Origin of the sequence: Enterobacter sp. BNK-34, assembly GCF_048684445.1 — a bacterium.
Classification (GTDB): domain Bacteria; phylum Pseudomonadota; class Gammaproteobacteria; order Enterobacterales; family Enterobacteriaceae; genus Enterobacter; species Enterobacter pseudoroggenkampii.
In genome coordinates, this window is sequence record NZ_JBLQUA010000001.1 from 4,530,736 (window position 1) to 4,550,402 (window position 19,667).

The window sequence follows — 19,667 nt, forward strand, 5'->3', positions numbered from 1 at the left end:
CAAACCCCCTATATGTAGTATTTATCCACAGAGTTAGTCACAAGACGGATCTGTGGATAAGCGGGGGATATTTTTTATTTCACGGACAGGTAAAACCCACATGAATCAGAGTCTGCTGGTGACAAAGCGCGACGGTACTACCGAGCGTATCAATCTGGACAAAATCCATCGAGTTCTCGACTGGGCAGCAGAAGGACTGAACAACGTATCTATCTCCCAGGTTGAACTGCGTTCTCATATTCAGTTCTACGACGGCATCAAAACGTCTGATATCCACGAAACCATCATCAAAGCGGCGGCAGACCTCATCTCCCGCGAAGCACCGGATTATCAGTACCTCGCTGCACGTCTGGCGATTTTCCACCTGCGTAAAAAAGCCTACGGCCAGTTTGAGCCGCCGAAGCTTTACGATCACGTGGTGAAAATGGTTGAGCTGGGCAAATACGACACGCATCTGCTGGAAGACTATACGGAAGAAGAGTTCGAGCAGATGAACGGGTTTATCGATCACTGGCGCGACATGAACTTCTCCTACGCGGCGGTGAAGCAGCTCGAAGGCAAATACCTGGTCCAGAACCGTGTAACCGGTGAGATCTACGAAAGCGCCCAGTTCCTCTACATTCTGGTGGCCGCCTGCCTGTTCTCTAACTACCCGCGTGATACCCGTCTGGATTACGTGAAGCGTTTCTACGATGCGGTATCGACGTTCAAAATCTCTCTGCCGACGCCAATCATGTCTGGCGTGCGCACCCCTACCCGTCAGTTCAGCTCCTGCGTCCTGATCGAGTGTGGTGACAGCCTGGATTCCATCAACGCTACCTCCAGCGCCATTGTGAAATACGTTTCCCAGCGTGCCGGTATCGGCATCAACGCCGGCCGCATCCGTGCGCTGGGCAGCCCGATTCGCGGCGGTGAAGCGTTCCACACCGGCTGTATCCCGTTCTATAAGCACTTCCAGACGGCAGTAAAATCCTGCTCTCAGGGCGGCGTGCGCGGCGGTGCTGCGACCCTGTTCTACCCGATGTGGCACCTGGAAGTGGAGAGCCTGCTGGTTCTGAAAAACAACCGTGGTGTCGAAGGCAACCGCGTGCGTCACATGGACTACGGCGTGCAGATCAACAAGCTGATGTACACCCGTCTGCTGAAAGGTGAAGACATCACCCTGTTCAGCCCGTCCGACGTTCCAGGCCTGTATGACGCGTTCTTCGCCGATCAGGACGAGTTCGAGCGTCTGTACACCAAATATGAAAAAGACGACAGCATCCGCAAGCAGCGCGTGAAGGCGGTAGACCTGTTCTCCCTGATGATGCAGGAACGTGCCTCTACCGGCCGTATCTACATCCAGAACGTTGACCACTGCAACACCCACAGCCCGTTTGACCCGGTTGTTGCACCAGTGCGCCAGTCTAACCTGTGCCTGGAGATCGCTCTGCCGACCAAACCGCTGGAAGACGTGAACGACGAAAACGGCGAAATCGCGCTGTGTACGCTCTCCGCGTTCAACCTGGGCGCGATTAAAAGCCTGGACGAGCTGGAAGAGCTGGCCGTGCTGGCGGTTCGTGCCCTCGACGCCCTGCTGGACTACCAGGATTACCCAATCCCGGCAGCGAAACGCGGTGCGATGGGCCGCCGTACCCTGGGTATCGGCGTGATCAACTTCGCCTACTGGCTGGCGAAAAACGGCAAGCGTTACTCCGACGGCAGCGCTAACAACCTGACGCACCAGACGTTTGAAGCCATTCAGTACTACCTGATGAAAGCCTCTAACGAGCTGGCGAAAGAGCAAGGCGCGTGCCCGTGGTTCAACGAAACCACCTATGCGAAAGGCATTCTGCCGATCGACACCTACAAAAAAGACCTGGATGCGATCGTCAGCGAGCCGCTGCATCTCGACTGGGAAGGCCTGCGCGAGTCCATTAAAACGCACGGCCTGCGTAACTCCACGCTCTCAGCTCTGATGCCGTCCGAGACCTCTTCGCAGATCTCTAACGCCACCAACGGTATCGAACCGCCGCGCGGCCACGTCAGCATCAAAGCGTCGAAAGACGGCGTGCTGCGTCAGGTCGTACCGGACTACGAAACGCTGGGCAACAACTACGAGCTGCTGTGGGAAATGCCAAACAACGACGGCTACCTGCAGCTGGTGGGTATCATGCAGAAGTTTATCGACCAGTCGATCTCTGCCAATACCAACTATGACCCGACGCGCTTCCCGTCAGGCAAGGTTCCGATGCAGCAATTGCTGAAAGACCTGCTCACCGCCTACAAGTTTGGCGTGAAAACGCTGTACTATCACAACACCCGTGACGGTGCGGAAGACGCGCAGGACGACCTGGTTCCGTCAATTCAGGACGATGGCTGCGAAAGCGGCGCATGTAAGATCTAATGTAAATGCCGGGTGGCGCTACGCTTACCCGGCCTACGTTTTTAGGACACACTCATGGCATATACCACCTTTTCACAGACGAAAAACGACCAGCTCAAAGAGCCGATGTTCTTCGGCCAGCCGGTCAACGTGGCACGCTACGATCAGCAAAAATATGACATCTTCGAAAAGCTGATTGAAAAGCAACTCTCCTTCTTCTGGCGCCCGGAAGAAGTGGATGTCTCCCGCGACCGTATTGACTACCAGTCGCTGCCGGATCACGAAAAGCATATCTTCATCAGCAACCTGAAGTACCAGACGCTGCTGGACTCTATTCAGGGCCGTAGCCCGAACGTGGCGCTGCTGCCGCTGATCTCCATTCCAGAGCTGGAAACCTGGGTGGAAACCTGGGCGTTCTCCGAGACGATCCACTCCCGCTCTTACACCCACATCATCCGCAACATCGTGAACGATCCGGCGGTGGTGTTTGACGATATCGTCACCAACGAGCAGATCCAGAAGCGCGCGGAAGGCATTGCCCATTACTACGACGAGCTGATCGAGATGACCAGCTACTGGCATCTGCTGGGCGAAGGCACCCACAACGTGAACGGTAAAACCATCACCGTAAACCTGCGTGCGCTGAAAAAGCAGCTGTACCTGTGCCTGATGAGCGTCAACGCGCTGGAAGCGATCCGCTTCTACGTGAGCTTCGCCTGCTCCTTCGCCTTTGCCGAGCGCAAGCTGATGGAAGGCAACGCCAAGATTATCCGTCTGATTGCCCGCGATGAAGCCCTGCACCTCACCGGTACCCAGCACATGCTGAACCTGCTGCGCAGCGGTACGGACGATCCGGAGATGGCGGAAATCGCCGAAGAGTGCAAACAGGAGTGCTACGACCTGTTCGTACTGGCGGCTCAGCAGGAGAAAGAGTGGGCAGATTACCTGTTCCGCGACGGCTCCATGATTGGCCTGAACAAAGACATCCTGTGCCAGTACGTTGAGTACATCACCAACATCCGCATGCAGGCTGTCGGTCTCGACCTGCCGTTCCAGACGCGCTCTAACCCTATCCCGTGGATCAACACCTGGCTGGTGTCCGATAACGTGCAGGTCGCGCCGCAGGAAGTGGAAGTGAGTTCTTATCTGGTCGGTCAGATTGATTCTGAAGTCAACACCGACGACCTGAGCAACTTCCAGCTCTGATGCCACGCGTCACGTTAAGTCTTTCCGGCACTGAGGTACTGTGTCGGGAGGAGCACCCTTCTCTGCTGGTGGCGCTTGAGGCGCATCAGGTAGAAGTAGAGTACCAGTGTCGTTCCGGCTACTGCGGCTCCTGCCGCTGCCGTCTGGTCGCAGGCCAGGTAGACTGGCTGACCGAGCCGCTGGCCTTTATCAACGAAGGGGAAATTTTGCCCTGCTGCTGCCGGGCAAAAGGCGATATCGAAATCGAGATGTGATTGCCCTTATTCCCTCTCCCTGTGGGAGAGGGTTAGGGTGAGGGCATCAGGCCGCAGAGCCTGATTGTCGGGTGGCGGCTTTCGCCTTACCCGACCTACAAAACCTACTTCCGGTGAATGAATTCAACCGCTTTATCCGGGAAATCCGTAAACAGTCCGTCCACGCCTGCCTGGTTATACAACACCTCATAAAGCTGATTCACATCCGTGGCATACGGCGGCAGCTGGTCTGCACGCACGGTATACGGATGCACCTGCATCTTGCTGGCGTGCGCCTCTTTCACCATCGCCGTCAGCTTCACGTGGCCCGGCGCTGAACCCTCCGCCACCAGCATGTGATAATCCGGCCCGATGCCGTCGGCGTACTGCGCAATCTGCTTCATCGCGCCCGGCTTAAACATCCAGTCGTAGTTGTAGTTCACCCACTTCCCGTCCGGCTGTTTCTCCTGAGTTTCATTCCAGTCAGTGTAGGCAATCAGCTGCACCAGGTTGAGGTTCATGCCCATCTTCGGCTCCAGCTCGGTTTTGATGCGCTTCAGCTCGGCGGCATCAAAACACTGCAGGTAGACTTTGTCCTTCTTGCTGGTGTAGCCGTACTGCTTCAGCACCTCCAGCGTCTTCGCGGCAATGTCTTTCCCTTCCTGATGATGGAACCACGGCGCTTTGATCTCCGGGTAGATACCGATATTTTTACCGGTTGAGTGGTTCAGCCCCTGAACAAACTCAATCTCTTCCTGGAAGGTATGAATGCGGAAGTCAGATTTGCCCATCGGGAAACGTCCCGGATAGACCTGCACCTTCTTGCCGTTTTCAATCTCGAAGCCTTCGGTAAACTTCAGGGAACGGATCTCCGCCAGGGTGAAATCAATGGCGTAGTAGCGGCCATCTTTTCGCGCGCGGTCCGGGAAACGCTCCGCCACGTCCGTCACGCGGTCCAGATAGTGGTCATGCAGGACCACCAGCTGGTCGTCCTTCGTCATCACCAGATCCTGTTCGAGGTAATCCGCGCCCTGCGCATAGGCCATCGCTTTCGCCGGCAGCGTATGCTCCGGCAGATAGCCACTCGCGCCACGGTGGGCAATAACGATTTTATCCGCCGCCAGCGCGGAGCCTGTCATCAGGCCCGCCAGCAGCAGGCCTGTCGCTAACTGAGTTAATTTCATCGTAAAGCTCCTTATTGACGACGTGCCAGCACTTCCGCGTGGTGACGTTTCTCACCGATCATCACAACAATCAGCAGCAGTACCGCCAGCACGCTACCGCCGATCATCACCATAAAGCCGCCGTCCCAGCCGAAGAAGTCAACGGTGTAGCCCACAATGGCGCTCGCCGCGACCGAACCGCCGAGGTAACCGAACAGGCCGGTAAAGCCTGCCGCCGTGCCTGCCGCTTTTTTCGGTGCCAGCTCCAGCGCATGCAGGCCGATCAGCATTACCGGACCATAAATCAGGAAGCCGATGACGATCATGCAGGCCATGTCTACTGATGGGTTGCCCGGCGGGTTGAGCCAGTAAACAACGGTCGCGATGGTCACCAGGGTCATAAAGAACACGCCCGTCGCACCGCGGTTACCCTTAAACACCTTGTCCGACATCCAGCCGCAAAGCAGCGTGCCTGGGATCCCGGCGTATTCATACAGGAAGTACGCCCAGGAGGATTTATCCAGCGCGAAGTGCTTCACCTCTTTCAGGTAGGTTGGCGACCAGTCGAGGATGCCGTAGCGCAGCAGGTAAACGAACACGTTCGCCACCGCGATGTACCACAGCAGCTTGTTCGGCAGGACGTACTTCATGAAGATCTGTTTTGCGGTCAGCTCCTCTTCGTGCTCCTTGCTGTAATCATCCGGATAGTCGTTTTTGTACTCTTCAATCGGCGGCAGGCCGCAGGACTGCGGCGTATCACGCATCAGCGCGAAAGCGAAAATCGCCACCACGATGGCGCCAAAGGCAGGCATATACAGCGCAGCGTGCCAGTCGTTGAACCAGGCCATCCCCAGCAGGAACAGCAGCGGCGGAATACCGCCACCCACGTTATGGGCACAGTTCCACACCGACACGATGCCGCCGCGCTCCTTCTGCGACCACCAGTGCACCATGGTGCGTCCGCACGGCGGCCACCCCATCCCCTGGAACCAGCCGCAGAGGAACAGCAGCACGAACATGATGGCAATGCTGGAGGTTGCCCACGGCACAAAGCCCATGAACAGCATCACCGCGGCCGCCAGGATCAGACCGGCGGGCAGGAACACGCGCGGATTCGAGCGATCCGACACGGAGCCCATGATGAATTTGGAAAAACCGTAGGCGATGGAGATCCCCGACAGCGCGAACCCCAGATCGCCGCGGGAAAAGCCCTGCTCCACCAGATACGGCATGGCGAGCGCGAAGTTTTTACGTACAAGGTAGTACGCCGCGTACCCGAAGAAGATCCCCAGGAAGATTTGCCAACGCAGACGGCGATAGAGCGGATCTATTTCTGCCTCTGGCAGACGCGCCCTGTGGGGCGCAGGTTTGAAGATACTGAGCATAACAGCCTCCGTGGCCTTGAAATGAATGAGCAGGTGGCTCGCACCTGAATTCCAGAGGCGGGGATGTTAAGAAATCACGGTGATTGTTACTGTGAATCAACGCACAGATTGTTACAGAAATATGACAGAATGCGCAAAAAAGCGCATGAAATCACGTTTCACTTTCGAATTCCGCGCGTTTATGTTCGAAATCAAACAAACCACAAAATTAATATGGCTAAATGATAAAAAACGAACATAGAGGGTAAACAATGACCATTCACGATCCTCGCTACAGCGATGTGATAATCATTGGCGGTGGCGCAACCGGCGCCGGGATCGCACGCGATTGCGCCCTTCGCGGCCTGAGCGTCACGCTTCTGGAACGCCATGATATCGCTACGGGCGCAACCGGGCGTAACCACGGCCTGCTGCACAGCGGCGCGCGGTATGCGGTCACCGACGCTGAATCCGCGCGCGAATGTATTGCTGAAAACCAGATCCTCAAGCGTATCGCCCGCCACTGCATTGAGCCGACGGACGGCCTCTTTATTACCCTTCCCGAAGATGACCTGGCCTTTCAGGACACCTTTATTACCGCCTGCAGCGCCGCGGGCATTCAGGCTGAGGCCCTGGATCCGGCGCTGGCGCGGCGGCTGGAACCGTCGGTTAACCCGGCGCTTATCGGCGCGGTGAAGGTCCCTGACGGCACCGTCGATCCGTTCCGCCTGACCGCCGCCAATATGCTGGACGCCCGCGAGCATGGCGCGCATATCCTGACCGGGCATGAAGTGACCGGGCTTATCCGCGAAGGCCATCGTATCTGCGGCGTGCGGATTCTTGATACGCAATATAACGAACACAGCGAGCTGTATGCCGCCGTTGTGGTCAACGCGGCGGGGATCTGGGGGCAGCGGATTGCGGAATACGCGGACCTGTCGGTGCGCATGTTCCCGGCGAAAGGCTCGCTGCTGATCCTCGACCACCGCATCAATAACCACGTGATCAACCGCTGCCGCAAACCGTCTGACGCCGATATCCTCGTGCCGGGAGATACCATTTCGTTAATCGGGACGACCTCAACCCACGTGGACTACAGCGAGATTGACTACAACCGCGTCACTGCTGAAGAGGTGGACATCCTGCTGCGCGAAGGGGAAAAACTGGCGCCGGTGATGGCGCAGACGCGCATTCTGCGCGCCTACGCGGGCGTGCGTCCGCTGGTCGCCAGCGACAACGACCCGAGCGGACGTAACGTCAGCCGGGGCATCGTGCTGCTCGATCACGCCGAACGCGACGGCATGGACGGGTTTATCACCATCACCGGCGGCAAGCTGATGACCTACCGCCTGATGGCCGAGTGGGCGACCGATGCCGTCTGCCGCAAGCTGGGCAATACCGAACGGTGCGTAACGGCAGAACAAGCCCTGCCCGGCTCGCGTCAGTCCACCGAGAAGACGCTGCAAAAAATTATCTCCCTGCCCGCGCCGCTGCGCGGGTCCGCTATTTACCGCCACGGCGACAGAACGCCACAGTGGCTCGGTGAAGGACGACTGAGCCGCAGCCTGGTGTGCGAGTGCGAAGCCGTCACCGCCGGTGAGGTGCAGTACGCGGTGGAGAATCTGACGGTCAACAGCCTGCTCGATCTTCGCCGTCGCACCCGCGTCGGAATGGGCACCTGTCAGGGCGAGCTGTGCGCCTGTCGTGCCGCCGGTCTGCTGCAGCGTTTTCACACCACCACCGCCACCCAGTCGCTCGATCAGCTCAGCGCGTTTTTAAACGAGCGCTGGAAAGGCATTCAGCCTGTCGCCTGGGGCGATGCCCTGCGCGAAAGCGAATTTACCCGCTGGGTCTACCAGGGGCTTTGCGGTCTTGAGAAGGAGCAACGCGATGAAATTTGATACCGTAATCGTCGGCGGCGGGCTGGCAGGCCTGCTCTGCGGCATCAAACTCACGAAGCAGGGGCTGCGCTGCGCCATTATCACCCGGGGCCAGAGCGCCCTGCACTTCTCGTCGGGCTCGCTGGATCTGGTGGACGAAGCGTACCGCGATAAGCTGCCGCCGGAGCACCCGTATCACCTGATTGGCGCGCAGCATATTGACCGCTTTGCGCTGGAAACCGAAGCGCTGCTGGCGGACTGCGGCGCGCGTCTGCAGGGCAGCGCCCGGCTCAATCACCAGCGCGTTACGCCGCTCGGCACCCTGCGTTCCGCGTGGCTCAGCCCGGAGGAGGTGCCCATTGCCCCCATTCGCGCGGGACGTGTGCGGGTGGTAGGGATTAGCGGCTTTCTGGATTTCCAGCCCCATCTCGCAGCGGCGTCGCTCTGTCGCCAGGGCGTTAACGCGGAAACGGCAGAGATAGAGCTGCCCGAGCTTGATGTCCTGCGCGATAACCCGAGCGAGTTTCGCGCGGTGAATATCGCCCGTTTTCTTGATAACGAGGACAAATGGCCGCTGCTGTATGACGCGCTCAGGCCGCTCGGCGAAACCTGCGATGCCCTGCTGATGCCCGCCTGCTTCGGTTTACGTGACAACCGGCTCTGGCGCTGGCTCTCGGATCGTCTGCCCTGCTCGCTCGGCCTGCTGCCAACGCTGCCCCCTTCCGTACCCGGCATTCGCCTGCATACCCAGCTCCAGCGTCAGTTTGTCGCGCAGGGCGGCGTGTGGATGGCGGGTGATGAGGTGAAAAAAATCACCCTGACCGACGGCGCGGTGAGCGAAATCTGGACGCGCAACCACGACGATATTCCGCTTCGCGCCCGCTATACGGTGCTGGCAAGCGGCAGCTTCTTCAGCAACGGACTGCTGAGCAGCCGGGAGGGCATCCGGGAAGCCATTATGGGGCTGGATGTTCGCCAGCATGCCTCACGCGCGGACTGGTATCAGAGTGATTTCTTCTCGCCGCAGCCCTGGCAACAGTTCGGCGTGATTGTCGATAACCAGCTGCATCCGCAGCTTTCCGGTAAACCCGTCAGGAATCTCTTTGCCATCGGCTCGCTGCTGGGCGGGTACGATCCCATTGCCCAGGGATGCGGTGGCGGGGTCTGCGCCGTCACGGCGCTGTATGTGGCAGAGCAGATTAGCCAGCGCACGGAGGCTGAACAATGAACGACACCCGTTTTGAAAGCTGCATCAAATGCACGGTGTGTACCACCGTCTGCCCGGTCAGCGGCGTTAACCCACGCTATCCCGGACCAAAGCAGGCCGGGCCGGACGGCGAGCGCCTGCGCCTGAAGGACGGCAAGCTGTACGATGAAGCGCTGAAATACTGCATTAACTGCAAACGCTGCGAAGTCGCCTGCCCGTCGGATGTGAAAATCGGCGATATCATTCAGCGCGCCCGGGCGCGCTACAGCACGCAAAAACCGACACTGCGCGATGCGATCCTGAGCCACACCGATCTGATGGGCAGCGTCTCGACGCCCTTTGCCCCCATCGTGAATGCCGCGACCGCTCTCAAACCGGTGCGTCAGCTGCTGGATGCCACGCTGAAGATAGACCATCACCGCAGCCTGCCGAAATATTCTCACGGCACCTTCCGCCGCTGGTACAAATCCGTCGCGGCGCAACAGGCGCAGTACGCCGACCAGGTGGCCTTTTTCCACGGCTGCTATGTGAACTACAACCACCCGCAGCTGGGTAAAGATCTGCTGAAGGTGCTGAATGCCATGGGCACGGGCGTTCAGTTACTGAACAAAGAGAAGTGCTGCGGCGTACCGCTAATTGCCAACGGGTTTACCGATAAAGCGCGCAGGCAGGCTCAAAGCAATGTCACCTCTCTGCGCGAAGCCATTGTCGATAAAGGTATTCCGGTGCTGGCGACCTCGTCCACCTGTACCTTCACCCTTCGCGATGAGTATCCGCATCTGCTGGACGTGGATAACACCGGCCTGCGCGAGCACATCGAGCTGGCGACACGCTTCCTGTGGCGCAAACTGGATAGCGGGCAGACGTTGCCGCTGGGGACATTACCGCTGAAAGTGGTCTATCACACGCCGTGTCACATGGAAAAAATGGGCTGGTCGCTCTATACGCTTGAGCTGCTGCGGCTTATTCCAGGCCTGGAGCTGACGGTGCTGGATTCGCGCTGCTGCGGGATTGCGGGGACCTACGGCTTTAAGCGTGAAAACTACGAAACGTCACAGGCAATTGGCGCCCCGCTGTTCCGTCAGATTGAAGAGAGCGGCGCGGATATCGTGGTAACGGACTGCGAAACCTGCAAGTGGCAGATTGAAATGTCCACCAGCAAGCGCTGTGAACATCCGATTACCCTGCTGGCGAAGGCGCTGGGCTGAACAGTGCCGGGGCGAAAGGCCCCGGCACAGGTTTTACTCGATGAACAGCGACTCGACCACATGGATCCAGCCGTGCTCGCTGGCAACCTCTTTGCCATTCAGCCAGCGGCGCAGCATGTTCAACGCCATCATCGCGCAAACCTCCTGACGCACCGCCAGGCTATGGCGGGTGATGCTCATTTTAACCCGCAGCGCCCAGGTGCCTTCCGGCGTCGCCAGCGCGAAGTTAAGGTATTCCTCGTCCAGCCCCCCGACAAACAACGCCAGACCGGCAAAATGCTTCACCCTTCTCTCGGACGCCCAGCGGGCGGTTTGCGCGAGAGTCTCCTGCTGGAACGGCACCACTTCGCTGGCCAGCAGCGGCGCGTTGACGCGCGACAGCTGCAGCGCCAGCAGGCCACCGGTGAACTGCTCGCTTAAGGTCACGCTCAGCTGACGCGCCTGCAGATGCGTCGCAATCTGCGCGGGCAACCCTTCCGTCCCTTCAAAGATCAGGCTTTCGCCCGCCACGCGCTGCACCTCGGGCCACAGGGCCAGCATCGCCTCTTTCTGTTCGGCCGGGCCTGTCAGCTTAAGTTCAATGATCGGCATGGAGGAGCGATAGCCCATGGACACGCCTGGCGGCAGCGGAAGATGATCGAGGCTCTGGGCCAGATCGCTTTCCGAGCGGCCAAAGGTGGTCAGACGCAGGCACAGCGGCGGTTCAGGCAGGGTAAAACGATCGCGAAGGCGCGGCAGGATCTGCTGCTCGACCATCACTTTAAATTCTGAGGGCACACCCGGCGTAAAGAACATCAGGCAGCGGTTCAGCTGCATAGCAAACCCGCACGCGGTACCCACCGGGTTATCGACCAGTTCAGCACTGGCGGGAATTTCAGCCTGTTTGCGGTTGCTTGGGGCCATGACGCGGCCACGTTCGGAGAAAAAGCGCTCCATCTGCGAAAGCCACGCCTCGTGCAGCACCAGCCCTTCGCCTTTTGCGGTCGCGGCGGCCAGCGCGCTGAGATCGTCGCCGGTGGGGCCGAGTCCGCCGTTCACAATCAGCACGTCGCAGTGCTCGCTGCGCTCACGCAGAATAGCGACCAGCGACTCAAGATTGTCGCCTACGGTATTGCGGCGCGTTAACGGTAATCCTTGCTCAAAGAAAAGATCGGCAAGCCAGGCAGCATTGGTATCAATAATTTGTCCATGCAGCACTTCGTCGCCGGTGGATAACATCTCCACGTTAATCATTATGTTCTCCCGCTTATATGGTCAAAACACTATAGCGCAAACGCGGGGTGGAGAAGAGAGAAACTGGCGCGACAGAACGCCGCGCCGGAGTGATTAGAAGCCTGCGCTAACGCCCACGTACGGGCCGTCGGCCAGCGCGTTGTCACGGTTGCCGTCTTTACCGGCCAGGTTCAGATAGCGATAGCCAGCTTCGATGGTAATCGGACGCATGATGGTCCAGCGCGCACCGGCGTTGGCCTCTTCATAGCTTTCGATACCGCTGGAGAGGGAGTCCGGCGAATAGTAGTACTCACCAAACAGGCCGACGCTGTCGCCAATTTTCCACTGCAGGCCGCCGCCCACTGCCGCCGCGTACCCTTCATCACCGTCATTTGGGTTGGTATAGATACCTTTACCGCCAACGGTGGCCAGGAACGGGCCAAGAGGAACGTTGAGACCCAGGCCGAGGCTGGCCGCGTCGCCGTCGTCATCGTTATGCGTCCAGCCGCCGGTCATCGCCAGACCGGATGTCTCGGTACCCATGCCAAAGCCCAGGTGGGTATAATCCTGACCCGCCGAGCCGTTAATGCTGATGGCGTTCGCCGCCGCCGATACAACCATCAGGCCGAAGCCCAGTGATGCCACTTTTTTCATTGTCGTGATCCCGCACAATTATTATAAAGAAGTCCCAAAACCGCGAGATTTTAACCGGAGTCTCCCGGGGATCAAGCACTCTGCGTGCGGCCGGTCAGTAGATTGTAACTATTTGAAACGGCTATTATCCCTTCAGCGATGCGTTCACCCACTGCTGCAGCGCGCGGCGTGAGACTTTGATGCCGCCATTTTTGAGTTCAGTCGGCAACAGCAGCCAGCGGACGGGTTGCTCAAAACGCGCGACCTTATCCCTGACCCAGTCGGGTAAGCAGGTGATATCCGTTCCCGGTTCGCACTCCACCACCGCCACCGGACGTTGCCCGAACTCAGCGTCGTCCAGCGGGACGATAAACACCTGGTTAACCTGCGGGTGCGTGGCGATAACGCGCTCCAGCGATTCCGGCTGGATCCCTTCTCCGCCGCTAAAAAAGAGGTTGTCCATGCGGCCGAGGATCGTCAGACGGCCGTCATGCCATTCGCCGCGATCGCGTGTGGCGAACCAACCCTGCGCGTTGGTCAGCGGAATCATTTCGCCGTCTCGCCAGTAGCCTGAGGCCATGCTTTGCGCCCGGATCCAGACTTCACCGTTAACCACCTGCACCTCTCTGCCCGGCAGCGCACAGCCCACGTCCGGCTCGCCGTCCGCCTCTTTCGCACAAACGGTAGAGGCAAACTCGGTCAGACCGTAGCCGCAGAAGGTGCGTATATCCTGCTCTCGCGCCTGTTCGGTCAATTCAACAGGGATGGCCGCCCCGCCCAGCAGCACCGCTTTCAGTGCGACAGGCTGGTGCGCATTCAGCAAGCGCCAGAGCTGGGTCGGCACCAGTGAGGCGTGGGTGCAGCCGCGCAACGCCTGCTCAAGAGGCTGTTTCTCGCGTACGGTTAACCGCGCGCCGGCCTGCAGCCAGCGCCATAAAATTCCCTGGCCGGAAACGTGAAACAGCGGTAGCGAGAGCAGCCAGTCGTCGTCTTCACCGTAGGGCATCAGCGACAAAACGCCGCGCGCGCTGGCGAGATGCGCCTCGCACGTATGCACCGCTGCCTTAGGCCGCCCGGTGGAGCCGGAGGTCAGCGTCATGGAGGCCAGCCGCGCCGGTTGCCACGCAGCGCAATACGCATCGGCTGTCTCGTGCATGCGCAGGGCAGGAAGAGCGTCGTAGCTGCCGTCCAGCACCAGCGCAAAGCGCAGCGTCATCTGCGGGAGCAGCACGTCCAGCAGCGGACGCGGCAGCTGCGGATTAGCGGGAAGAATACGCGCCCCGCACTGGAGCAGCGCCAGCCACGCCAGCAGGGTTTGCGGATGATTATGGGCCTGCAGCAGCACGCCGCAGCCCTCCTCCACGCCCTGCCGGTGAAAGCCTGCCGCAAGGCTGTCGATGCGTGCGCACAGCTGTTGCCAGCTGAGCACCTCGTCGTTCAGCCTCAGGGCCGGTTTATCGGCAAACAGCGCGCACCAGTGTCGCCACGGCCAGTCGGTAAAACTCATCGCAACGGCTCCAGCGCCGCGACGTCGAGGCACGGCAGCGCGCTGTCCGGCCAAGGGCGGAGAAGCTGAGCCTGCATCAGGTTCAGCGTGTCGAGGCCAGGAACCGTATCCGGCGTTAGCCAGGCGGCCACGCGCGCCAGCTGGGTTAGCCCAAGGCTGGACTCAATTGACGAGCTGATCACCGCCGTCAGCCCTAAGGCGTGCGCCGCCGCGACCTGCTCGCGCACTTTCGCCAGGCTGCCGGTCAGCGTCGGTTTAATCACTACCGCGCTGACGCCGGGCTCGGCAGCAAATTCAAAATCGGCCTCGCGCAGGCTTTCATCCCAGGCGATGGCAATCCCCGTTTCGCGGGCGAACGCGCGCGAATCCTCGCGGGTTTTGCACGGCTCTTCGAGGAAGGCAATGCGGCTGCGGTACGCCGGATTGACGTACTTCGCAAACTGCTGCGCCTTAAGCGGGGTCCAGGCGCGGTTGGCGTCCAGACGCAGATGCAGATCGGGGATCGCCTCCAGCAGCAGGTTGGCGACCATGCCGTCACGCACCGCTTCATACAGCCCGACTTTGATTTTCGCCACCTTCTCGCCCGGCATGGCGGAGAGCAGCGCGAACAGCTCGTCCGGATCGCCCGTGCAGAGCGGCGCCGCGCGGTAATTCCCCGCTTCCGGCAGGCTGCCGTCCAGCTCCGCCAGCGCGCAGCTGATACCAAAAGCCGCGGAAGGCACCTCCGGCAGCGCCGGATCCGCACCCTCGCGCCACGCGTCCGCCCACGCCAGCAAGGCCGTCTGAGCGTCATCCAGCGACTCGAGGCTAAAGCCCGGCAGAGGCGAAATCTCGCCCCAGCCTTCCCGCTCGCCCTGCTGCAGATGCACGAAGAAGCCGTCACGGGTTTTTAACCGCCGTTCACGCAGCACCACGCCCGCGTCCATCGGTATCTGCCAGCGGTAAACCTGCGCGCGACGCATTACGGATTCCGTTTGTATTTGCTGAAGTTTGGCTGGCGTTTTTCGTTAAACGCGTTGCGCCCTTCCTGACCCTCTTCGGTCATGTAGAACAGCATGGTGGCGTTACCCGCCAGCTCCTGCAGACCCGCCTGACCGTCGCAGTCGGCGTTGAGTGCCGCTTTCAGGCAGCGCAGCGCCATCGGGCTGTTTTGCAGCATTTCACGGCACCAGCGCACGGTCTCTTTTTCGAGCTCGGCAAGCGGCACCACGGTGTTCACCAGGCCCATATCCAACGCTTCCTGCGCGTTGTACTGACGGCACAGGAACCAGATTTCGCGGGCTTTTTTCTGACCGACGATGCGCGCCATGTAGGAGGCCCCCCAGCCGCCATCGAAAGATCCCACTTTCGGGCCCGTCTGGCCAAAGATGGCGTTCTCGGCGGCAATGGTCAGGTCGCACATCATGTGCAGCACGTGGCCACCGCCGATAGAGTAGCCCGCCACCATCGCCACCACCGGTTTTGGACAGGTGCGGATCTGACGCTGGAAATCGAGGACGTTCAGGTGATGCGTACCCGCGTCGTCCTGGTATCCGCCGTAGTCACCGCGCACTTTCTGATCGCCACCGGAGCAGAACGCTTTCTCGCCTTCGCCGGTCAGGACAATCACGCCGATGTTGTCGTCGTAGCGCGCATCCGCCAGGGCCTGAATCATCTCTTTCACGGTCAGCGGACGGAAGGCGTTACGCACCTGCGGGCGGTTGATGGTGATTTTGGCAATGCCGTCGGTGGATTTGTGGTAACGAATGTCGGTGTAGCCTTCGGAGCAGTCCTGCCATTCAACCGGAGCGTAAAGCATGTGTTCATCAGGGTAGATCATAGAGTGTCCTTTATTCGAAGACGCAGTATCTGAGCCAGACTTGCCGCAACCGCATCGGGATTTTCCCGGTGGGCGTTGTGTCCGGCGTTGGGAATTGCATGGCGAACGGCGTTCACTTCCGCGGCAAGGGCCGCGAACTTCTCATCACGTTCGCCATAGAGATAATCAAAAGAGAAATCGCGCGCGCTCAGGGCAGTACGCAGGTCGGGCTGCACGGCCAGCGACGTTGCCTCGAGCATCATCGCCAGCATCGCGCCGTTGTTCTGGCTGCGCAGGGTAATCAGCGCGTCGCGCTGGACGTCCGTCAGGGAGGCAAACACGGGCTGTTGGTACCAGTCAGCGAACACCTTATCCAGCGGTTCGTTGCGAAAACGTGCTGCCCAGCGGCGGTCGGATGCCAGCCGCGCCTGTCGCACATCGGCATCCTGCAGGCCCGGATGTCCCCCTTCTACCGTCAGGCCCAACAGCCCCTTTGGCTGCTGGCAGGCATGGAACATCGCAATGCGGCCGCCGAGGGAGTACCCGACGAGCCAGAATTTCAGTATGTTGTAACTAATCAGAGTTCGGGTGAGCAACGCGCTCATCTCGTCAAAGCCCGCGACGCCCAGATTCCGGGATCCACCGTGCCCCGGCAGATCCAGATACAGCCGGGGGTAGTCACGGAGTCGCTCACCAACACCCTGCCACTCGCGGCAATCTCCGGAAAAACCGTGCAAAAAGACCAGCCAGGGATAGCCTGATTTTCCGTCATGCTGCACGCCCGAGAGGATCACAGCTGGCTCACCTGCGCCAGCAGGCTTTGCAGGGTCTGCGCACCGTCAGCATCGTTTACCACCAGCTCAATCAGTGTCGCACCCGGCTGCTTCCAGGCGCTGCTTAACGCCGCGTCCAGCTGTTCCCAGCTTTCCGGGCGATGATATTTCAGGCTGAACATCGCCGCGGCGTGTTCGAACTGCACGTTCTGCGGCATCAGATAGAAGCGCTCGCGCTCGCTCTGCGGCGTAGGCAGCAGGGAGAAAATCTGCCCGCCGTTGTTGTTGACCACAATCAGCACAAACGGGGCTGACGCCTGACGCAGCAGCGCCAGCGCGTTGAGATCGTAGAGCGCGGAGAGATCGCCCACTATCGCCAGCGTTGATTTCGCGCTGGCGCGCTGCACGCCCGCCGCCGTGGAGATCAGCCCGTCGATACCGCTGGCGCCACGGTTGCTGTACACCGGGTAGCCCGCGGGCAGCTTCGAAAAAGCGTCAATCAGCCGCACCACCAGGCTGTTGCCGACAAACAATTGCCCCTGTTCAGGCAGGCACTGGCGAATACGGTGCGCCAGTCCGGCCTCGCTAAACGCTTCACAGTGCGCTTTAGTCAGTTCCCACGCCTGGCGCGAAAGGTCCGGGATGGCCACCGCCCAGGGCTTGCGTTTTTCAGCCGGATGAAGCGTCAGCCAGGCGTCGATATGGCTGACCAGACGACGTCCGCGATGGTGCGCCGGGTCAAGCCGCCCTTCCAGCGCGTCCACCAGCCAGTACTCTTCCGGCGTGCAGGTGGCCTGCCACTGCAGTAACCGTTTGCCGGTTAAACTCGATCCAAGCTGAACCACAATCTGCGCCTGCGCCAGCTCGGTGACCGCTTTGGCATTACCCAGCCAGAGGTCGGCGCACGGCAGCGGCTGACCGGTCTGGGAAAGCACGTCGCCTATCAGCGGCCAGCCCAGGGTTTGCGCCCATTCGGCGACCAGCTTGCCTTCGGCGGCGCTCATGCGCCCGGCAATCACCACGCCGCGCTTCTGCCGCCAGAAGAACCAGTCGCGCTGCTTCGCGCTCTCAAGGTGCGTCTGCTCGCGAAGCCACGGTTTTTCACTCTCCCACCAGTCGCCAAGGGATTGCTGCCAGTCAAGACCCGTATCGTCCAGCTCACCGTACAGCGGCTCGGCAAACGGGCAGTTAATGTGCAACGCCCCGCTGCGCAACGTCTCCAGAGCGTGATCGACGGTGGAGACCAGCCAGCTTGCCGGAATATCCTGGGTGGGACGGGGCAGCGAAATCGTCTGCGAAGGATGCGAAGCAAAGAGCCCCGGCTGACGGATGGCCTGATTGGCGCCGCAGTCGATAAGCTCAGGGGGGCGGTCGGCCGTCAGTAAGATCAGTTTTTCACCGGTTAACCCGGCTTCAATCAGAGCCGGATAGAGGTTCGCCACGGCGGTACCGGAAGTGACGATCACCGCCACGGGTTCTTTGCTGACCTTCGCCAGACCCAGCGCGAGATGCCCGAGACCACGCTCATCAAAGTGGGTGTGGTGAATCAACGCCCGGTTTTCAGCGGCCGCCAGCGTAAGCGGCGTTGAGCGAGAGCCCGGTGCAATACACACGTGCCTGACGCCATGGCGCGTCAGGGCTTCAAGGATCACCGCCGCCCAGCGTCGGTTAAAAGAACTTACTGACATGAGATTGTCCGGTATCAAGAATGCGACACAGTATAAATAATAGAAAAAATTGGAATTTTGATATGAATCGGGATTGCGCGATTCAGTATTAATCCCTTAGGAGCAGAGAGCGCAATCCGGCGGCTTTGTTTTCGATCTCCTGCCACTCCTGTTCCGGGTCAGACCCGCTGACAATGCCGGCACCGGCATAGAGCCGCAGGGAGTCATCCTGGACGCGCGCGGAGCGCAACGCCACGCAAAATTCACTCTGGTCAGGCGATAAATACCCGGCAGAACCGGCGTACCACTCGCGGTTAAAGGGCTCAACCTTCTGAATAAACTCGCGCGCAGGCTGTCGGGGTAATCCGGCTACGGCCGCGGTCGGCTGTAGCATGAGCAGACACTGCTCATCATCGGCCTGTTTGAGCTCGGTCCAGATACAGCGGCGCAAATGCTGCACTTTACGCAGGCGCACCACCTGAGGGGGCAGTACCTCAAGCGTCTGCGTGTAGTGCTGAAGACGCTGACAGATATCTTCCACGACCAGCATATTTTCGCGCTGGTTTTTATCGTCGTTAAGCAACCACTCGCCGAGACGCTGCGCCTGGCTATCATCGGTATGGCTGGCAACGGTGCCCGCCAGCGCTTCCGTGCGCAGCAGCGTGCCGCGCCGCCGCCAGAGACGCTCGGGCGTCGAGCCAAGAAACGCGTTGCTGGCGTTGAATACCATGCAGAAATGGTAGCAGTGTAAATTCAGGGCGCGGCTGGCCGCCATCAGCGCGACAGGGTTAACGCGCTGTGTAACCTGAATATCGGTTGCCCGGGCGAGAACCACTTTTTCAAAATCACCGCGCGCGATGGTCTCTGTCGCCATGCGGATAAGCGTCATCCATTCGGCCTGCTGCGGCTGATGGGTTTCGTGCTCAACCTGAACGGACAGCGGACGGATAGATCTCGCAGGACGGAGCTGCTGTAAAAAATCCAGCGCGGCGCGGGCATCCTCCTCAAGCGAGCGGTCGCTCCACAGCTGCAGGCGCAGCGTGGCGTTGCCGGCGGTGCGTCGCCAGAGCAGCCGCGGTAAAAAGAGGCTGCTCTGCTCCGGATTAAAGGCGTTCAGCCCGCAGATACAGGTATCACCTGCTGCGTTTTGCTCGCGCAAAAACTGCGAGGCTAACGCCAGAGAGGAAAAAGGGATAACCGCTCCCAGCGCAGCCAGCTCTTCATCGCCGTTACGCTGCTGCCAGTAAAACTGCGGATAACACTGCTGCTCGCCCAGCCAGGCGAGGGGATCAAAGGCGTCGTTTAACGGGAAAGAGACGTCGAAATGACGTATGCCGGGTGCTGCGGGTAACGCTTGCGATAGCTGGGTACGCAGTTGCTCCAGCGCGAGGAAAATCGAATTCACGCGAACCTCTCCCTGTTAAAGCCTCGTATTATACGGGGTACCATAC

At 59.9% G+C, this 19,667-nt stretch carries 16 protein-coding genes; 6 read left to right on the top strand and 10 right to left on the bottom strand.

What is annotated here, in order from left to right; translation table 11 throughout:
• The first annotated feature begins 100 nt into the window (after positions 1–100).
• From nrdA to yfaE, 3 genes are read left to right on the top strand one after another with little or no spacing between them, the layout of a single operon-like run.
• Positions 101–2,386 carry a class 1a ribonucleoside-diphosphate reductase subunit alpha gene (gene nrdA, locus ACMGG5_RS22270; RefSeq protein WP_032646595.1) on the top strand — a complete coding sequence of 762 codons (2,286 nt, stop codon included), beginning with the start codon at positions 101–103 and terminating at the stop codon, positions 2,384–2,386.
• 54 nt (positions 2,387–2,440) lie between these two features.
• Positions 2,441–3,571, top strand: coding sequence for a class Ia ribonucleoside-diphosphate reductase subunit beta (nrdB, locus tag ACMGG5_RS22275; protein WP_023312514.1), 1,131 nt, complete (start codon positions 2,441–2,443; stop codon positions 3,569–3,571).
• Positions 3,571–3,825, top strand: coding sequence for a class I ribonucleotide reductase maintenance protein YfaE (gene yfaE, locus ACMGG5_RS22280; RefSeq protein WP_023325749.1), 255 nt, complete (start codon positions 3,571–3,573; stop codon positions 3,823–3,825). Before nrdB ends, yfaE begins: the two co-directional genes overlap by 1 nt.
• Before the next feature lie 104 nt (positions 3,826–3,929).
• Here yfaE and glpQ read toward each other — a convergent pair whose 3' ends face one another.
• Positions 3,930–4,988, bottom strand: a complete 1,059-nt coding sequence (gene glpQ / locus ACMGG5_RS22285; protein WP_420278529.1) for a glycerophosphodiester phosphodiesterase — start codon at positions 4,986–4,988, stop codon at positions 3,930–3,932.
• An 11-nt stretch (positions 4,989–4,999) separates the two neighbouring features.
• Positions 5,000–6,352, bottom strand: a complete 1,353-nt coding sequence (glpT, locus tag ACMGG5_RS22290) for a glycerol-3-phosphate transporter (protein ID WP_024908206.1) — start codon at positions 6,350–6,352, stop codon at positions 5,000–5,002.
• 251 nt (positions 6,353–6,603) lie between these two features.
• Between glpT and glpA the strand changes: the two genes are divergently transcribed.
• From glpA to glpC, 3 genes are read left to right on the top strand one after another with little or no spacing between them, the layout of a single operon-like run.
• Complete coding sequence (glpA, locus tag ACMGG5_RS22295) at positions 6,604–8,232, top strand: anaerobic glycerol-3-phosphate dehydrogenase subunit A (protein WP_420278530.1); 1,629 nt, start codon at positions 6,604–6,606, stop codon at positions 8,230–8,232.
• Positions 8,222–9,439, top strand: a complete 1,218-nt coding sequence (glpB, locus tag ACMGG5_RS22300; protein WP_407858816.1) for a glycerol-3-phosphate dehydrogenase subunit GlpB — start codon at positions 8,222–8,224, stop codon at positions 9,437–9,439. Before glpA ends, glpB begins: the two co-directional genes overlap by 11 nt.
• Positions 9,436–10,626, top strand: coding sequence for an anaerobic glycerol-3-phosphate dehydrogenase subunit GlpC (gene glpC, locus ACMGG5_RS22305; RefSeq protein ID WP_024908209.1), 1,191 nt, complete (start codon positions 9,436–9,438; stop codon positions 10,624–10,626). The genes glpB and glpC overlap by 4 nt, the downstream gene beginning before the upstream one ends.
• Before the next feature lie 33 nt (positions 10,627–10,659).
• Here glpC and ACMGG5_RS22310 read toward each other — a convergent pair whose 3' ends face one another.
• The 8 genes from ACMGG5_RS22310 to menF form a co-directional block, all read right to left on the bottom strand.
• Positions 10,660–11,859 (bottom strand): nicotinamide mononucleotide deamidase-related protein YfaY, encoded by a 1,200-nt coding sequence (locus ACMGG5_RS22310; protein WP_024908210.1) that lies wholly within the window; start codon positions 11,857–11,859, stop codon positions 10,660–10,662.
• Positions 11,860–11,952: 93 nt separating this feature from the next.
• The gene (locus ACMGG5_RS22315; protein WP_290093478.1) at positions 11,953–12,492 is read right to left on the bottom strand and encodes a YfaZ family outer membrane protein; all 540 of its coding nucleotides are present in this window, start codon (positions 12,490–12,492) and stop codon (positions 11,953–11,955) included.
• A gap of 124 nt (positions 12,493–12,616) precedes the next feature.
• Positions 12,617–13,978, bottom strand: a complete 1,362-nt coding sequence (gene menE, locus ACMGG5_RS22320) for an o-succinylbenzoate--CoA ligase (protein WP_090419934.1) — start codon at positions 13,976–13,978, stop codon at positions 12,617–12,619.
• Entirely contained in the window at positions 13,975–14,940 is a 966-nt protein-coding gene (menC, locus tag ACMGG5_RS22325; protein WP_090419937.1) for an o-succinylbenzoate synthase, read from the bottom strand. The genes menE and menC overlap by 4 nt, the downstream gene beginning before the upstream one ends.
• Complete coding sequence (gene menB / locus ACMGG5_RS22330) at positions 14,940–15,797, bottom strand: 1,4-dihydroxy-2-naphthoyl-CoA synthase (RefSeq protein WP_420278532.1); 858 nt, start codon at positions 15,795–15,797, stop codon at positions 14,940–14,942. Before menB ends, menC begins: the two co-directional genes overlap by 1 nt.
• Complete coding sequence (gene menH / locus ACMGG5_RS22335) at positions 15,794–16,570, bottom strand: 2-succinyl-6-hydroxy-2,4-cyclohexadiene-1-carboxylate synthase (RefSeq protein ID WP_090419940.1); 777 nt, start codon at positions 16,568–16,570, stop codon at positions 15,794–15,796. Before menH ends, menB begins: the two co-directional genes overlap by 4 nt.
• Positions 16,567–18,237, bottom strand: a complete 1,671-nt coding sequence (gene menD, locus ACMGG5_RS22340; RefSeq protein ID WP_090419943.1) for a 2-succinyl-5-enolpyruvyl-6-hydroxy-3-cyclohexene-1-carboxylic-acid synthase — start codon at positions 18,235–18,237, stop codon at positions 16,567–16,569. The genes menH and menD overlap by 4 nt, the downstream gene beginning before the upstream one ends.
• Positions 18,238–18,325: 88 nt before the next feature.
• On the bottom strand, positions 18,326–19,621 hold the full coding sequence (gene menF / locus ACMGG5_RS22345) for an isochorismate synthase MenF (protein WP_420278533.1): 1,296 nt from the start codon (positions 19,619–19,621) through the stop codon (positions 18,326–18,328).
• Between the last annotated feature and the right edge of the window lie 46 nt (positions 19,622–19,667).

Bases quoted from the DNA above. Each gene is read 5' to 3' on its own strand.
- menB (WP_420278532.1), bottom strand. From the start codon at position 15,797: ATGATCTACCCTGATGAACACATGCTTTACGCTCCGGTTGAATGGCAG.
- glpT (WP_024908206.1), bottom strand. From the start codon at position 6,352: ATGCTCAGTATCTTCAAACCTGCGCCCCACAGGGCGCGTCTGCCAGAG.
- nrdB (WP_023312514.1), top strand. From the start codon at position 2,441: ATGGCATATACCACCTTTTCACAGACGAAAAACGACCAGCTCAAAGAG.
- nrdA (WP_032646595.1), top strand. From the start codon at position 101: ATGAATCAGAGTCTGCTGGTGACAAAGCGCGACGGTACTACCGAGCGT.
- menC (WP_090419937.1), bottom strand. From the start codon at position 14,940: ATGCGTCGCGCGCAGGTTTACCGCTGGCAGATACCGATGGACGCGGGC.
- yfaE (WP_023325749.1), top strand. From the start codon at position 3,571: ATGCCACGCGTCACGTTAAGTCTTTCCGGCACTGAGGTACTGTGTCGG.
- ACMGG5_RS22315 (WP_290093478.1), bottom strand. From the start codon at position 12,492: ATGAAAAAAGTGGCATCACTGGGCTTCGGCCTGATGGTTGTATCGGCG.
- ACMGG5_RS22310 (WP_024908210.1), bottom strand. From the start codon at position 11,859: ATGATTAACGTGGAGATGTTATCCACCGGCGACGAAGTGCTGCATGGA.
- glpQ (WP_420278529.1), bottom strand. From the start codon at position 4,988: ATGAAATTAACTCAGTTAGCGACAGGCCTGCTGCTGGCGGGCCTGATG.
- glpB (WP_407858816.1), top strand. From the start codon at position 8,222: ATGAAATTTGATACCGTAATCGTCGGCGGCGGGCTGGCAGGCCTGCTC.
- glpC (WP_024908209.1), top strand. From the start codon at position 9,436: ATGAACGACACCCGTTTTGAAAGCTGCATCAAATGCACGGTGTGTACC.
- menD (WP_090419943.1), bottom strand. From the start codon at position 18,237: ATGTCAGTAAGTTCTTTTAACCGACGCTGGGCGGCGGTGATCCTTGAA.
- glpA (WP_420278530.1), top strand. From the start codon at position 6,604: ATGACCATTCACGATCCTCGCTACAGCGATGTGATAATCATTGGCGGT.
- menE (WP_090419934.1), bottom strand. From the start codon at position 13,978: ATGAGTTTTACCGACTGGCCGTGGCGACACTGGTGCGCGCTGTTTGCC.